Source organism: Bradyrhizobium sp. U531 (assembly GCF_051710265.1).
In the GTDB taxonomy this organism is placed as follows: domain Bacteria; phylum Pseudomonadota; class Alphaproteobacteria; order Rhizobiales; family Xanthobacteraceae; genus Bradyrhizobium.
Map to the genome: position 1 here is coordinate 67,566 of NZ_JASVEN010000016.1, position 14,198 is coordinate 81,763.

Below are 14,198 nucleotides of genomic sequence, written 5' to 3' on the forward strand. Positions count from 1 at the left end.
AGCCGGATGAGGGGTATCTCTCCGGACATTCAAATGGGCATTGAACTCGCGGAGGCATACCCCTCACCCGTCTCGCCGCTGCGCGACGAGCCACCCTCTCCCACAAGGGGAGAGGGAAGAGAAACGTCAGTGCGCGAAGGTCAGTCCTTCAAATCGTTCACCCGCTTCACCCAGGCACGTACGTCGGCGAGCACGGCGGGCAGCACCTCCTTGACCTCCGCGACCGTCATGCCGGGCTTGATGCGGGGGTCGTACAGCACATTGAGGATGTACTGGTCGTAGACGTCGAAATAGCCCATCGAGACGTTGTCGTTGAACATGGTCCAGGGCACGCTCGCGGTGTCGTTGATCGGCCCGAGCGATTGCAGCAGCTCCTCATAGGCGCAGTCGAGGAAGGTGAAGTCGCCGTTGTCGACGGTGAGGATGACGTCTGAATGCTCGATCTCGAAATTGTCGTTCTTGCGGAAGCCGGACAGGCATTGCGGGTCGAGCGAGGAGCGGATCTCGCGCGCCTTCTCGGCGCCGTAGAAGCTCGAGATGGTGCGGAACAGATCGCGGTCACGCACCAGCTTCACGCGCACATTCGCCGCGTCGGAGGTCGCGATCATGGCGATGTCGAGATGCTGCACGCGCTTTCCGATGTCGGCTACGACCTTTGCGAGCTGCGCCTTGCGGTCGGCGCGGTCGCTCTCGGCGTAGACGCGCACCGGTCCGTCGAATTTGCGGATGCGGTCGACGCGGCCGGCGAGATGATATTCGGCGCCGAACGCCGTCTTCAGGAAGCCGTCCATGATCTCGGCGTCGGTGAAGTTCTTTTTCTCGGCGCGCTGGCGTGAGGAGATCGCGGGCAATTCGTTCGCGGCGCCCGCTACCCCGACGTCGGGCATGCAGATGAGCACCGCGACCGCCAGCAGGGCGGCGCGAAGGACGGAAGAGGACGGATTCAATGCGCTCATCGTCGTGCGACGCTGCCGCATTCACGTGGCGCGCACAAGGCCGCAGATTTACGCGCCCTGCGGGTTCCCGGCGTCGTCTGTCGCAAGAGAGTTACAGTATCGTCGGGTGGGCAAGCAGAGCGTGCCCATCATCTCGAAATCGTGGGCACGCCTGCGGACCGCGCATTCGCGCGATCCTCAGGCTTTGCCTACCCTACGGCAGTCGCGCCTAGTTCAGCACCACCACGGTGGTGCCGACGCCGACGCGGCCATAGAGATCGCTGACGTCGTCATTGGTCATGCGGAAGCAGCCCGAGGAGACCGCCTGGCCGATCGTCTCCGGCTCGTTGGAGCCGTGGATGCGGTACAGTGTCGAGCCCAGATACATCGCGCGGGCGCCGAGCGGATTGTCGATGCCGCCCTTCATGTGGCGCGGCAGGTCGGGCCGGCGCGCCAGCATCTGCGAGGGCGGGGTCCAATCCGGCCATTCCTTCTTGGCGGTGATCTTGTGCACGCCGCCCCAGCGGAAGCCGTCGCGGCCGACGCCGATGCCGTAGCGCAGCGCCTGGCCGTTCTGGAGCACCAGATACAGCCGGCGCTCGCTCGTGTTCACCACGATCGTGCCGGGAGCGTAGGTGCCGTTGTACATGACGGTGGTGCGAGGGATCGGGCTGGAGCCGCCGCGGAAGAAGTTCGGGCCGCCGCCCATGATGTCGCGCGAGTCGAACTCCTCGGCGAGCGCGCCGCCAGTGGCCGCCCCCAGCAGTGCGATGGCGGCAATCGGAGCGGCAAAAAACCGGATCATTGTTTCCCCCAGCAAAAAATCGATTCAACACACGCCACAGGCCATATTTGCGGGCTTTTCGCAAGCCACGGCCCCGTGAGGCAGGGTCTCTCCGCCGGTTGGCGTTACCAAATCGGCAACCACGATTTGCCGAACAGCGCCGGCGCATCGTCGCGCGGGGCAGGGCCGCGATGCCGGCACTTGCTTTGACGGGGCCTTGCGAACAATGATCGATCGGACAAATCACCTGAAAAGACCGGTTGCGGAGCAAAAAGAATGAACGGTGCGGAAAGCCTGGTGCGGACGATGGTCAAGGGCGGGGTGGACATCTGCTTCTCCAACCCAGGAACCTCCGAGATGCATTTTGTCGCAGCGCTCGACCGGGTCCCCGGGATGCGCTGCGTGCTCGGCCTGTTCGAGGGCGTGGTGACGGGCGCGGCCGACGGCTATTACCGCATGAAGGGCTCGCCGGCCTCGACCCTCCTGCATCTCGGCCCCGGCCTCGCCAACGGCCTTGCCAATTTGCACAACGCCAAGAAGGCGAATTCCGGCATCGTCAACATCGTCGGCCAGCACGCCGTCTACCACATCGACTACAACGCGCCGCTGACCTCCGACATCGAGGGCCTGGCCCGGCCAATGTCGTCCTGGGTCCGGACCTCCCCGAACTCCAAGTCGGTTGCCGCCGACGGCGCCGCGGCGATCGCCGCCGCCAAGAGCGCGCCGGGGCAGATCGCGACGCTGATCCTGCCCGCCGACACCGCCTGGAACGAGGCCGACGGCATCGCCGAGGTGCCGGCCGAGCAGCAGCGCGCCAGCTACTCGCCGCAGGCGGTCGAGCAGGCCGCGAAGATCCTGCATGGCGACGGCGAGGGCACGCTGCTGCTGATGACCGGCAGCGCGCTGAGCGAGCAGGGCCTGGCGCTGGCCGAGCGCATCGCCGCCAAGACCGGCTGCACCGTAATGGGTCCGACCTTCCGCCCCAAGATGGCGCGCGGCCGCGGCCGCTACTCGATCGACCGCATCCACTACGTGATTGAGAACGCGCTGCCGATGCTGGCGAAGTTCCGTCACATCGTGCTGGTCGAGTCCGACGATCCCGTCGCGTTCTTCGCCTATCCGAACAAGCCGAGCATGCTCAAGCCCGAGGGCTGCGATGTGCATCGCATGACCTCCTGGGGCGAGAATTCGGTCGCAGCGCTGGAAGCGCTCGCCGGCGCCGTGAAGGCCAGCGCCAAGGACGTCAAGCCGCATGCCGTGGCTGAACTGGTCAAGCCGACCGGCGCGCTGACCCACGCCTCGATCGCGCAGGCGATTGCCTACGCGATCCCCGAGAACGCGATCATGGTGGACGAGTCCCTCACCACCGGCCGCGCCTTCTTCCCGCCGACGGCGGCCGCCGCGCCGCATGACTGGCTGCAGAACATGGGCGGCTCGATCGGCTTCTCGACGCCGCTCTCGATCGGCGCCGCGATCGCCTGCCCGGACCGCAAGGTCATCACCATGGTCGGTGACGGCAGCGCGATGTACACGATCCAGTCGCTGTGGACCCAGGCCCGCGAGAATCTCAACATCGTCACCATCGTGTTCGCCAACCGCATCTACCAGATCCTGCGCGGCGAGTTCGATAATGTCGGCGCCGGCGAACCCGGCCAGCGCGCCAACGACATGCTCCGCCTCGATCGGCCGACGCTCGATTTCGTCGCGCTCGCCAAGGGCATGGGCGTGCCGGGCCGCGCCGTCAGCAATGCCGACGAGTTCAACAAGGCGCTGGCCGAAGCCGTCGCCGAGCCGGGCCCGCGGCTGATCGAAGTGCTGATGTAAATCTGATTGGCCAAGCTCTCTCGTCGTCCCCGCGAACGCGGGGACCATAACCCCAGGGAGAGGTTTGGCGAAGACTAGAGGTCCGGTACGCGCGTCGTGCGCATTCGATAGACCTCGCGGTATGGGTCCCGGCGCCCGTGCGCAGTTGCACACTAGGCCGGGACGACATCGAGGTTGTGGGGCGCACGCGTGCTCCTCATGATGATAGATCGGGGGGCACGATGCAGAGCGAGCTGAACAAGGTGATCGCGGCGCTCCGGGACTTCTACGCCCACGAAGGCTTCCTGTTCGAGAAGGACATCGGCGAGCGCGCGGTGACGCACCGCTTCGCCGTGTATCTCGAAAAGCAGTTCGCCGGCTGGTCGGTCGATTGCAATTACGACCGGCTCGGCGAGCGCACGCTGCATCTGCCGCACGGCACCATCATCTCGACCGACGACCATCTGGGAAAGTCGATCTACCCTGATGTCGTCGTGCATCAGCGCGAGATTCCCAACAATCTGCTCACCGTGGAGATCCGCACGGCCGCCAATCACACGCCGCTGGAGCACGATCAGCACAAGCTGCGCGCGCTGACCGACGTCAATGTCTGGTTTCCCTACTGGATCGGCGTGCTGCTGGTGCTGGACAAGGGCGGGGTGACGAAGTCGGAGGTCTATGTCAGCGGCGCCGTCGACGATGCGTTGTCGCGCTGGCTTGCCACGCGGCTGGAGGAGCTCAGATTAGGCGCGGCGCATTAGGGCGCGGGCTCGTCCACGCCCGATGTCGAGGACGAAGCGGAAGCTGCTTGGCCTCGCCGGTCTGGCTGCTTTTGACCCATGGCCCACCCCTTGAGCGTCTTCCGTCAGGGGCCGGTTGTGACTCAAATCGGGACAAATCCGGCGATCGGCGAGGCTGAAGACCTGCTCCCGTTCACCACATTTAAACCTTAAGATTCTACCAAGAGGGGTCATCCACAGGCCGCAGGACCATGCGAACAGCCTTTGTACGGAAGCCATCCCTGGACTTCGGGCAATGAAGGTTTGGCAGACCGGCTGCATCGCGGCTGTGCTCGCATCCGTGGGGCTTTATCTGGCCGCCGGTAACAGACCGGCAGCGACGGTGCCGGATGTCATGCCGCAAGCGGCAGCGAACATCGCGGCTCCCGCGATCACGACGCCTCCCGCGAATATGGTGACGCCTGCGCTGTACGCAGACGCATCGTCCAGACTTGCGGCAGCGCTTCGGGCCGAACGAGCAGAGCTCGACGCGGTGACGTCGGCAAGTTTCGCGCCGTCGAGCACCGGGGCCGAAATCGCCGATCGTCCCGCCGGGCCAAAACTGGCGTCGTTGGGAGAGGAGATCGTCCAATCGCTGCCGCAAGCAAGCGATGCGTCGGACGGTGCTCCGAAAGCGGCGTCGACGCCGGATTTCCGTTATCTCACCTACTATGTCTGGTCCGAACTGCCGCCCGCGGAGAAGCCGGCGGAGACAGTCTTGCGCGCGTTCAAGGACATCCCGCTCGGAACGCCGGCCGAAGAGATCAAGCGCGCTGCCGACGCGTTTGGTCTCGATGTCAACTTCATGATGGCGGTTGCCAAGATCGAATCCGGTTTCAATCCCAGTCAACGCACCGGGTCGTATATCGGCCTGTTTCAGCTGAGCTACTACGAGTTCGGCAAGTTCGGCTCCGGGCAGATTCGCAATCCGCGCGACAACGCCATTGCTGCCGCCTACAAGATCATTAGCGAAGGCGTCCAGTTCGGGTGGATCACGCACCGGACGCCCGACATGAGCGATCTCTATCTGATCCATCAGCAGGGCTGGGAAGGCGCCGCTCAGCACATCAGCCAGCCCGCGCGCGCCGCCTGGAAATCCATGTGCGCCACCGGCGAAGGCAAGGAGAAGGGCGAGCGGTGGTGCAAGCGCGCGATCTGGGGCAATGCACTCCCGGCGTTCAAGCGCAGCTGGAAGTCGGTGGACAACGTGACGTCAGAGGCATTCGTCGGCATGTGGCGCGGCCGGGTCGCCGAGTTCTACTCGAAATATTTGGCGACCGCCGCTGCGGCAGCGACCCCATAATTCGGTTGCCTGCAAAGCCCTGCCACGCCTGCATTGCCTTTTGCCGCAGTGAAGAAACAGATCCGGCTGGATAGACCAAGTCCGCTCATGGTGCATGGCCAACCCATCAGAGCCTTCGCCAGGAATCGCTTGTGACCTAAGCCGACCTGGCCATGGGCACTCCGGTCGCGGCGAGCAGAACTTCACGCTCGTCGGCGGGCATCTTGCGGATGCGGCGAATGGTCGTGAGCCGTATGGCAAGAAAGCCGCCGACGAAGATCGCGACTTTACTGATGATACCGAAGACTGGCATGACCATCGCCCACGTCTGAACAGTGCATGTGGTAGCCACCAATGCGTTGACGGCAGCGGACACGAACATGAGGGCCGCCCAGGAATAGCCCACGACGATAGCGACATCGGAGGACACGGCCTTCGCAACGGCAGGCAGATAGCGAACCATCCAGCCCGCCTTCAGCATGACGATCCCCACGATCACGTAAATCACGCTTGGCTTGAACAGCAAGAATCGCGGGTCGTCCGTGATGATGGTTGCCGAACCTGCGGCGACGACAAGAAACAAGCTCAGCCATTCCATACTGTGGACCGGCCTTCGCCGAACAAGCTGACTCGCAATTTGGATGACGCCCAAGGCCGAGCCCAAGGCGACGGAAAGAACAGTATTGTGCGTGAGGAGATACAGCCCAAGAAAGACGATCGTTGAAGCAAGGTCGAGAAGCAGGAACTTGGCTGCTCTTAAAAACCCCCCATAGGGCCCCAACCAAAGGCTTTAGTTCGCAATAACCTACAACCAAAGGCTAATTCGGCGCAAGCGTCGCCGGCCTTGGTGCTGTGTCGGGTAGCGGCCCTTAGCTGACTTCTGGCGCGGCCTGCGGACAGTCGGCTTTTGACCCAAAGCGGCCGCCCGTGGGTGATCGGCGCGATCTACTAGTGCCTTTTCAGAGCGCCCGATTGATCGAAGTCGGCCCAACTCAACTGGTTCGCTATATCCCTTTTGGCCCCGTGGTCGGTTCCATCCAGTCTCAAATTCTTCTCGAAATATTGAGGGATCCAAGGCAGCTTCTTCTCGATTCCCGTCGTGATCGGCTCGTCGGTCATTTCAAGCGTAATTTCGTTCCAAGTGATGTTGGGACCTACCGTCGCCTGGAGATTGTTTGGATCGATCTCGATCACGCTCCTCGGATCGTTGATGTCAGCGAAAGTCACGAGATCGGGCAGGTCTGCGGGACTAATCCTTCGCAGACCGCGCATGCGGCCAAGACGTGCAATGTGATCCATGAAAGCGGCGTCGGTCCCGAACTCTGTAGATAGGCCATAGAGCCGAGAGAGCAGATAACCTGCCCCCCAATCCCAGTAAGTCATGCCGCCTTTTGGGTGAAGGTGACTTGTCAGCAAGGCGATTAGCGGCCTCGCGCCCGGTCCGAGATCCAAATACAGTGCTTCGCCGCGAAGCTTGTGCGGGGTTCCGCGTGCAGGAATGGACACTTCCCAATACACCCACTCCGTCACGGTAGAGCCGCGCCGGACACCGTCAGGGGTGTTGACGACCAACGTCAGCTTATAGCGGTAGCTCTCACTTCTGCCGCATCCCGCAAGCGCGACGACCATCGCAAGCACCGCTGCAAAACGCGAAAATGACATCACTTGGACGGCCCCAGATCAACAAGTATTGCCACCGCGCCTTTCGCAGAGGCTTTGGACAGGCTCACGGATGTTGCAGCTCGGCGCGGGTAGTCATTCGTGTTGCATACCATACTTAAGGTTGTCGAACTGGTTAGCTGCGGTTGTTCGTTCTCTGCTCTGCTTTTTACTGCTCGTTAATCGAGCCCGCTGGCTGACAGCCATTTCTCACGGCATGGAGAAACATGTCCGGTTTTGGCCCTTAGCTGACTTCTGGCGCTGCCCGCGGACAGTCAGCTTTGACCCGTAGCGGATATTGTCGGGCAAGACGCGTTGCCTTTAATCCCTACGCCCTTGCAAGATAAACGACAGATGGTTCCACCTCGACGAGAAATTCGTCGTTCGCGAGGTTCGGCACTCCAATCCATGTCGCGCACGGCGGATTGTCACCGAACATCGCTCTGAGTGCGCCGCTAATGGCCTCGCCCTCGTGCATATGGCTTTGCTTGATGTAGAGCCGCAATGCACCGACCTGATCGAGTTTCGCGCCTACCGATGCGAGTGCGACGGCAAGGTTCTCCAGGCTCTTGCGGAGTTGGCGCCCGATATCTCCCGCGCCCACAACCTTTCGGTCGGCGTCCCAGGCGACCTGGCCGGACACGTGCACGGTGTCACCGAAGGGCGTCGGGATCACTGCCACTTGCGCGAAACCATAGCGCAGGCTGTCAAAGATTCCGCTCGGAGAATGTAATCGGCGGCTCATGGGCGCTCCCTGGTCAGGGTGGCCCAATCAGCGACGCCACCGCTCTGCAAATAAACCACCTCAATATAAGGGAAACTTCGGCTTCTGGCCTAATGCCGACATGATGGCATGTCGGTTTCGACGTCGCCTGCCGGACGTAAAGCGGAGCGTCTCGTCATTGCGAGCAGGGCCGCCCGCATGATGCGAGCGGCCCTCGTCATCTCGCGCCACCCGCTCAACGCAGTGGATCGCCCTGGCCGAGCGCGCACCGGCATCCATTGCGGACGCTGCGATAGCACAGATGAACTGTCGCCGAACATCATTCCGAGGAAGACCTCGGCGACGATGCGCCGTTGCGTAAAAAATGTGGCGGCGTGCGCGTGATGCGCGCAACGCCGCAACGTCGTCAGTAGAAGCGCTGCTGCGAATAAGCGTAGCGCGGATTGATGCCGCAATAGGCCGACGTGCCGGAGGCGGTGGCCTGGCACTGCTGATAGCTCGCGAACTGGCAGTTGCCGGGATAGCCCCACATGCGGCCTTGCAGGCAATATCTATCGTTTGCGGGGTGGGCCTGGGCCGTGGGGGCCATCGCGGCCATCAGGGCGGCGAACGAGGCAAGGGTGAGGATGGTGCGACGCATTTCAGTCTCCATTCGAGAAGAGTTGCAAGAGCGGTTCAACAAGGGCAGTTGAATGAGGGAACACGCAGCTCGATCTGCGGGTTCCGGGATATGCCCGACACTTTGTCGTACTTGTCTTGGTGTCCGCAGTGGGCATTACGTTCGACATGCGTCTATGATGCGCCAAGCCGCGGCGAGCAATGTGATCTCGGCCACAGTTCGGGACGGGCCTTTCGCCTATCGTGCTCGAACTTGTCGTCATTGGACTTGCCCGCGTGCTCCCCGCAAGGCTCGCGCTTCTTCATCAAGGCTCGCGCTTTCTCATTCGGGTCAGGTCATTTTTGGAGGTTCTGATGCAAAAATCATATCTGCTGGCTGCGACAGCAGCGCTGGCGCTTCTCGCCCAAACATCGCTCGCGCCGGCGCAGAGCGCACCGGCTGCCGGTGCGACCGCGGCGCCTGCGGCGACAACCACGGCGCCCGCCGCGACGACGGCTCCGGCTGCGACCACCGACAATTCCGGCCAGGCCTCCGACTCCAAGAAGAGCGCGTCGAAGAAGCCGGCCAAGAAGAAGATGACGCGGCAGCAGGAGATCGATCATTCCGTCGACAGCGGCACCGTGCCGGCGCGCTACCGCAGCTCGGTGCCCAAGCAGTACCAGCAGTATATTCCGTTCGAGAAGCAGTGACGGATCGCACAGCGGCGCGGGAGCTCAGCCTCGCGCCGCCGGTGCCCTCTAGACAACGGTCCGGTCGCCAAACGGTTTGCGCCAAGCGGCTCGAGACGGACGACTTGAGACGAACGTCCTGCGACGAACCGCCCCTGCCGGGCGGCTTCGGACGTCACATCCCGGGTGGCGGTCTGCGAGCGCAATGCTAGACTAGGCCGAATCCCGGGGGGAATGATGAGTGACGACGTGAAGGATGCTGGCCTTGTGGCCATGATCAGCAGCATCCTGGGGGGCAACAAGCGCGCAGACCCCATTGCACCGCCGCCGCTCACCGAAGGACCGCCGACTGTCCCGTCGAACGGGGTGGACGCGGATGCGCCGCCCGCTGCCGATCTGAAATCGGCCGAGTCGGCCAAGCCGGAGGAGGCGCCCAGCGCTGTGCCGCCCGCCGTCGAGCCGGCGGAGCCGCCCGCAAAGATCGTCACGACACGGGACGGCAAGCAGCTGCTGCCGGCCGAGGCGATCGCCGATCTCGTGCTGGGCGAGCTGCGCAAGCTGGAGGATTTCCCTGCCGACGGCGTCTCGGTCACGGTCTATGGCTACCGTCACTGGAACGCCATGCTCACCTTCGCGCCGTTCTCGACCAGCTTCCCGAACGCAACCCGGTTCCGCCAGGCCATGCCGGACCTCGTCTTCAAGCTCCGTCGTTTCGTCGAACTTGAGATATAGTCCGGCGTTAACCGGCGGCGCCTCGCGTTGCCAGCCCGGACAGTTCGACAGGATTCTTGAATTGAGCGTCGCCTTTACCAAGGAAGAAAGCGCCGAAACCGCGTCCGAGACGCTGTTGCCGGATCGCCCGATCTCGCCGCATCCGAACCTCGTGACGGAGGCCGGCTTGAAGGCGTTGCAGACCGAGCTGCAGCAGGCTCGCGAGGCCTATGAAGCCGCGCAAGCCATCGAGGACGTCAACGAGAAGCGCCGGCAATCGGCCGTGCCGCTGCGCGATGCCCGCTATCTGACGGAACGCTTGCGCACCGCGCAGCTCGTTCCCGATCCGGCTACGACCGAGGTCGTCGCCTTCGGCAGCACCGTCACCTTCAGCCGCGCCGACGGCCGGGTGCAGACCTATCGCATCGTCGGCGAGGACGAGGCCGATCCGAAGGCGGGGACGATCTCGTTCGTCGCGCCGGTGGCGAAGTCGCTGATGGGCAAGGCGGTCGGCGACGTCGTGGGCGCCGGCGCGCAGGAGATCGAGATCCTGTCGATCGGGTAGCAAGGCGCGGGGCGCGTTGCGCCGGTCGCGTGGCAAAGCGCGTACTCGACAGCAGCAGTGTCCTTCGCCTAATGCAGGATCCGCACACAGCGCGAGGCCGTCGTCTCCGCCAAACGAAGCTTGATGGTTGGATGAGACGGTTTTTGTCGGGAGCGTTGCCGTTCTACGCGCTGGCTCTCCTGGCCATGTGCATGTACCTCGTCCTGTACCGGACGGCGCTGTTCGACCTGAACGCGATCGTTCACGGCGCGACGGGGTCGGCGTGGTTTCCGGCCTTCATGTTCGTCTGCGTGCTGCTCGAAGCGGTCTTTCCGTATTTCGGCTATTTTCCCGGCACCGCTCTCATCCTGATGTCGGTGGCGCTCAACCCGAAGGCCGCGGATGGCTCCGTCTTCCTCGTGGCGTGGCTCGCCATCATCCTCGGCGCCGTTCTCAGCTACGGCCAGGCGCGTTTCTTCAGGCCGTTCCTGCAGCGGGTGGCCTCGAAGGCGGCGCTGCGCCGCTGCGAGTCCCTGTTTGACGCCTATGGCGCCTACGCGCGCATCGCCCTGTTCATCCATCCCAACGCCTGCGCGATGTATTTCACCGCGCTCGGACTGCTCGGCCGCAGTCTGACGCGAGAGCTCGCCTACCTCTGCGTGGGTGCCGCGGCCGCCGTCGGCATTCTGTTCGTCATCGTGACCAGGATCGTGTCGTCCGTCGGCCCCACCGACGACGGCGAATTGCAGGTGCTGCTGGCCGCCGCGCTGGCCGCGATCGGAACCCTCGTCGGTCTCTACACGGCGCTGCGGCCGGGGCGGGCGGTGTAGGCCGCCGCTCTCTCCGCCGTCATTGCGAGGAGCCCTTGCGACGAAGCAATCCAGACTGTTTCCGCGGAAAGATTTCTGGATTGCTTCCGCCTTCGCCAAGGCTTCGGCGGACAAGTCGCTGCGCTCGCAATGACGTGGATAAAGCGAACTTTAAGCCTCGGACAGCGCAACCCCCGTCAGCTTGCTTAATCGATCGATGAGCTCGTCCTGAAACTTCGGATCGGTCGCCTCGCGCGCCGGCTGCTGCTGCTCGAGGTGATGCCAGTAGCACCCCGTCACCAGGGCGGCGGGATCCTCGCTTGCCGCGAGCCAAGTCTGCGTCCGCTGCCCGGTGTCGATATCGACCGGCGCGCCGGCGCCGCCCATCTTCGTGCGCACCCAGCCGGGATCGACGGCGTTGCAGAGGACGTTCGGCCAGCGCCGCGCCAGCGCGAAGGTCAGCGCGACCACGTGCAGCTTGCTTTCGGCATAGGCCTTGGCCGCATCCCACGGGCGCCTGGTCCAGTCGAGATCGTCGAGCGAGCCTTCGCCGCCCCGGTGCAATCCGCTGCTGAGATACACCAATCGGCCGGGCCGCTCGATCAGCGCCGTCAGCATGTAGGGCGCAAGCGTGTTGATCGCGAGCGTTTCGGCATGACCTTCCGCCGTCGCGCCGCGGCCGGGCCGCGTGTAGACGCCGGCATTGTGGATGACCGCGTCCATGCGCCCGATCGCGTTGACCTGATCGGCAATCCCCCTGGTCTCGGCTGCGCTCGTGAGATCGCCGACCACGATCCCCAGGGCATGCGACCTCACTTCGCCAAGCGCGTCGGCGCGATCGGCCGACCGCGCGTGCAGCACCACGCGGTGGCCTTGATCCAGCAGCGATTGCGCCGCCGCCCTGCCGAGGCCGTCGGCGCTGCCGGTGATGAAGATGGTCGCCATGCGGTTCTCCTCGGATATTTCAGCGCGCAGTCTACGACGCCCGGCGCGGCAAAGTCGCGCCGGTATGTTGCATGCGGATCACATACAACCACTCAGAAATCGATAAGATCGGCCGCATTGCATGACGCATGAGATTCGGGGGACGCTGATGAAGAAGTTCCTGTTGTCCGTTGCAGCATTCGGGATGGCCTGCACAAGCGCAGGTGCCGCCGATCTTGCGGCCCGTCCCTACACCAAGGCGCCGCCGATGGTTGCCGCCGTCTACGACTGGAGCGGCTTCTACATCGGCGTCAACGGCGGCGGCGGGTCGGCCCGCAAGTGCTGGGATTTCATTTCTCCCGGGCTCGGCGTCATCGTCCCCGAAGGGTGCCACGATGCCACGGGCGGCACGGCGGGCGGGCAGATCGGTTTTCGCTGGCAGTCGGCCAACTGGGTGTTCGGCGTCGAAGGCCAGGGCAACTGGGCCGACTTCACGGGCGACAACATCTCGACGGTGCTTTTCGCACCCACCGGCCTTCGCAACCGCTCCCATATCGAGGCGTTCGGCCTGATCACCGGCCAGGTCGGCTACGCCTGGAACAATGTCCTGCTTTACGTGAAGGGCGGCGGCGCGGCGGTGTCCGACAGATATCGCACCAACGACGTCGTCACCGGCGTGGAGTTCGATCGGTCCAGCGAAACGCGGTGGGGTGGCGTCATCGGTGGCGGCCTCGAATTCGGCCTGGCTCCGAACTGGACGCTGGGCGTGGAGTACGACCACATCTTCCTTGGCCATCGCGATGTCACCTTCACCGGTTCGACCGGTTTTGGCGGCGTGCCCATCGGTACCCTCACGCGCAGGGAGCGCATCGGGCAGGATGTCGACATCGGGCTGGTGCGGCTGAACTACCGCTTTGGCGGTCCCATCATCGCCAAATATTAGGGGCGGGGAACCCCGTAAAGGCCGATCTGCCGCCCGCGGCTCTTTCGCCGCGACAGGGCCGATTCGGCAAACCCGTAACCCCTTGATCCGACTGGCGTCGGCTACTGTGCATGGGGTTGTTTTCGATGTTTTGACGGAGCGGCTTCGCCATCATCGGGCGTGGCGGCGCCACGCGAAGCCTCTTGGCGAAGCGTGGTGGGCGCACAAGGGATCGAACCTTGGACCTCTCCCGTGTGAACCACAATCCGTAGACCACAGCCAACCAAATTTGGCCATAGTGAAGTTCTAAAAACCCTGGCGCAGCAGGGATTTATGGCCATATGGGGCCACAACGGGCCATAGCAGGCCCTGCTACAATTTGTATGCCCTGGCTGTGCCCTCGGTGAGTTTTTCCCTTGGGGCACACCAGAGCCGGGAACGCGAAGGGAACGGTTTCTGATCCGTTTTTGGGTCTCCCCTCGATGTGCCCCGGGGCACAAGGAAGAAGGGCAGGATCGATGGAAACGAACGGTAAAGATCTTAGGCCCGAGAACCACCTGAAGCTCACTGACGCGGCGATCCGTGCGTCCACGCTGCCGTCGGGCAAGTCGCAGCATTATCTCCACGACACAGAGCAGCCAGGGCTTGCGATCAGGATGCGCGCGACTGGCGGCCGGACCTGGGTCTACATGTTCACCAAGCCTGGGATGAAAGGCACCCAACGCAAGACGCTAGGCGCGTGGCCCAAGTTCAACGAGAAGGCCGCACGCCAGGCCGCTACCATCGCCGCTGCCGAGGTGGTCAAGGGGGTGGATCCGAACGACGCCAAGCGCGAGGTAATGCGGCAAAAGCTCGCCGACAAGCAATGCACGACGCTGGCGATCCTGATCATTGAAGATGGCCCCTACGAAACGTCCTTGACCGGACGCCAGGTCGTCAACTGGAAACCAGCAATGTCGGCGCTGCGACGCGGTCTCAAGGATCATTTCGATCTCGCTATCGGCGAGCTGACGCGACGGCAAATCATGGCGGCAG

General features: G+C 63.6%; 16 protein-coding genes. 9 read left to right on the plus strand and 7 right to left on the minus strand.

The window, feature by feature from the left end; translation table 11 throughout:
* Window positions 1–140: 140 nt before the first annotated feature.
* Window positions 141–956: a DUF2927 domain-containing protein gene (locus QRQ56_RS37950; RefSeq protein WP_438746867.1), complete on the minus strand. Its 816-nt coding sequence runs from the start codon at window positions 954–956 to the stop codon at window positions 141–143.
* A 208-nt stretch (window positions 957–1,164) separates the two neighbouring features.
* Window positions 1,165–1,740 carry a L,D-transpeptidase gene (locus tag QRQ56_RS37955; RefSeq protein ID WP_438746869.1) on the minus strand — a complete coding sequence of 192 codons (576 nt, stop codon included), beginning with the start codon at window positions 1,738–1,740 and terminating at the stop codon, window positions 1,165–1,167.
* Window positions 1,741–1,995: 255 nt separating this feature from the next.
* Here QRQ56_RS37955 and QRQ56_RS37960 point away from each other — a divergent pair, with 255 nt between their 5' ends.
* The 3 genes from QRQ56_RS37960 (at window position 1,996) to QRQ56_RS37970 (ending at window position 5,604) form a co-directional block, all read left to right on the plus strand.
* Complete coding sequence (locus QRQ56_RS37960) at window positions 1,996–3,543, plus strand: acetolactate synthase large subunit (protein WP_438746870.1); 1,548 nt, start codon at window positions 1,996–1,998, stop codon at window positions 3,541–3,543.
* Window positions 3,544–3,764: 221 nt separating this feature from the next.
* Complete coding sequence (locus QRQ56_RS37965; RefSeq protein ID WP_438746871.1) at window positions 3,765–4,283, plus strand: hypothetical protein; 519 nt, start codon at window positions 3,765–3,767, stop codon at window positions 4,281–4,283.
* Window positions 4,284–4,713: 430 nt separating this feature from the next.
* Entirely contained in the window at window positions 4,714–5,604 is an 891-nt protein-coding gene (locus tag QRQ56_RS37970) for a transglycosylase SLT domain-containing protein (RefSeq protein ID WP_438746872.1), read from the plus strand.
* A 136-nt stretch (window positions 5,605–5,740) separates the two neighbouring features.
* On the opposite strand, the gene QRQ56_RS37975 is transcribed toward QRQ56_RS37970, so the two are convergent.
* The 4 genes from QRQ56_RS37975 to QRQ56_RS37990 form a co-directional block, all read right to left on the minus strand.
* Complete coding sequence (locus tag QRQ56_RS37975) at window positions 5,741–6,364, minus strand: inner membrane-spanning protein YciB (protein ID WP_438746873.1); 624 nt, start codon at window positions 6,362–6,364, stop codon at window positions 5,741–5,743.
* Between the two features lie 167 nt (window positions 6,365–6,531).
* The gene (locus tag QRQ56_RS37980) at window positions 6,532–7,248 is read right to left on the minus strand and encodes a hypothetical protein (RefSeq protein WP_438746874.1); all 717 of its coding nucleotides are present in this window, start codon (window positions 7,246–7,248) and stop codon (window positions 6,532–6,534) included.
* Window positions 7,249–7,570: 322 nt separating this feature from the next.
* Complete coding sequence (locus QRQ56_RS37985; RefSeq protein ID WP_438746875.1) at window positions 7,571–7,987, minus strand: RidA family protein; 417 nt, start codon at window positions 7,985–7,987, stop codon at window positions 7,571–7,573.
* 385 nt (window positions 7,988–8,372) lie between these two features.
* Window positions 8,373–8,606 carry a DUF3551 domain-containing protein gene (locus QRQ56_RS37990; RefSeq protein ID WP_438746876.1) on the minus strand — a complete coding sequence of 78 codons (234 nt, stop codon included), beginning with the start codon at window positions 8,604–8,606 and terminating at the stop codon, window positions 8,373–8,375.
* Window positions 8,607–8,938: 332 nt separating this feature from the next.
* Between QRQ56_RS37990 and QRQ56_RS37995 the strand changes: the two genes are divergently transcribed.
* The 4 genes from QRQ56_RS37995 (at window position 8,939) to QRQ56_RS38010 (ending at window position 11,338) form a co-directional block, all read left to right on the plus strand.
* Window positions 8,939–9,274 carry a hypothetical protein gene (locus QRQ56_RS37995; protein ID WP_438746877.1) on the plus strand — a complete coding sequence of 112 codons (336 nt, stop codon included), beginning with the start codon at window positions 8,939–8,941 and terminating at the stop codon, window positions 9,272–9,274.
* 216 nt (window positions 9,275–9,490) lie between these two features.
* Window positions 9,491–9,985: a hypothetical protein gene (locus QRQ56_RS38000; protein ID WP_438746886.1), complete on the plus strand. Its 495-nt coding sequence runs from the start codon at window positions 9,491–9,493 to the stop codon at window positions 9,983–9,985.
* A gap of 61 nt (window positions 9,986–10,046) precedes the next feature.
* Window positions 10,047–10,529: a transcription elongation factor GreA gene (gene greA, locus QRQ56_RS38005; RefSeq protein WP_438746878.1), complete on the plus strand. Its 483-nt coding sequence runs from the start codon at window positions 10,047–10,049 to the stop codon at window positions 10,527–10,529.
* Between the two features lie 131 nt (window positions 10,530–10,660).
* Complete coding sequence (locus QRQ56_RS38010) at window positions 10,661–11,338, plus strand: hypothetical protein (protein ID WP_438746879.1); 678 nt, start codon at window positions 10,661–10,663, stop codon at window positions 11,336–11,338.
* Window positions 11,339–11,488: 150 nt separating this feature from the next.
* Here QRQ56_RS38010 and QRQ56_RS38015 read toward each other — a convergent pair whose 3' ends face one another.
* Complete coding sequence (locus tag QRQ56_RS38015) at window positions 11,489–12,262, minus strand: SDR family NAD(P)-dependent oxidoreductase (RefSeq protein ID WP_438746880.1); 774 nt, start codon at window positions 12,260–12,262, stop codon at window positions 11,489–11,491.
* 148 nt (window positions 12,263–12,410) lie between these two features.
* Between QRQ56_RS38015 and QRQ56_RS38020 the strand changes: the two genes are divergently transcribed.
* Together QRQ56_RS38020 and QRQ56_RS38025 are read left to right on the plus strand one after the other, a co-directional pair.
* On the plus strand, window positions 12,411–13,184 hold the full coding sequence (locus QRQ56_RS38020) for an outer membrane protein (protein WP_438746881.1): 774 nt from the start codon (window positions 12,411–12,413) through the stop codon (window positions 13,182–13,184).
* A 497-nt stretch (window positions 13,185–13,681) separates the two neighbouring features.
* Window positions 13,682–14,198: integrase arm-type DNA-binding domain-containing protein (locus tag QRQ56_RS38025; RefSeq protein WP_438746882.1), on the plus strand; the 517-nt coding region annotated here is incomplete at its 3' end.

Coding starts and splice junctions, on each gene's coding strand:
- QRQ56_RS37950 (WP_438746867.1), bottom strand. CDS start 956: ATGAGCGCATTGAATCCGTCCTCTTCCGTCCTTCGCGCCGCCCTGCTG.
- QRQ56_RS37955 (WP_438746869.1), bottom strand. CDS start 1,740: ATGATCCGGTTTTTTGCCGCTCCGATTGCCGCCATCGCACTGCTGGGG.
- QRQ56_RS37960 (WP_438746870.1), top strand. CDS start 1,996: ATGAACGGTGCGGAAAGCCTGGTGCGGACGATGGTCAAGGGCGGGGTG.
- QRQ56_RS37965 (WP_438746871.1), top strand. CDS start 3,765: ATGCAGAGCGAGCTGAACAAGGTGATCGCGGCGCTCCGGGACTTCTAC.
- QRQ56_RS37970 (WP_438746872.1), top strand. CDS start 4,714: ATGGTGACGCCTGCGCTGTACGCAGACGCATCGTCCAGACTTGCGGCA.
- QRQ56_RS37985 (WP_438746875.1), bottom strand. CDS start 7,987: ATGAGCCGCCGATTACATTCTCCGAGCGGAATCTTTGACAGCCTGCGC.
- QRQ56_RS37990 (WP_438746876.1), bottom strand. CDS start 8,606: ATGCGTCGCACCATCCTCACCCTTGCCTCGTTCGCCGCCCTGATGGCC.
- QRQ56_RS37995 (WP_438746877.1), top strand. CDS start 8,939: ATGCAAAAATCATATCTGCTGGCTGCGACAGCAGCGCTGGCGCTTCTC.
- QRQ56_RS38000 (WP_438746886.1), top strand. CDS start 9,491: ATGAGTGACGACGTGAAGGATGCTGGCCTTGTGGCCATGATCAGCAGC.
- QRQ56_RS38010 (WP_438746879.1), top strand. CDS start 10,661: ATGAGACGGTTTTTGTCGGGAGCGTTGCCGTTCTACGCGCTGGCTCTC.
- QRQ56_RS38015 (WP_438746880.1), bottom strand. CDS start 12,262: ATGGCGACCATCTTCATCACCGGCAGCGCCGACGGCCTCGGCAGGGCG.
- QRQ56_RS38020 (WP_438746881.1), top strand. CDS start 12,411: ATGAAGAAGTTCCTGTTGTCCGTTGCAGCATTCGGGATGGCCTGCACA.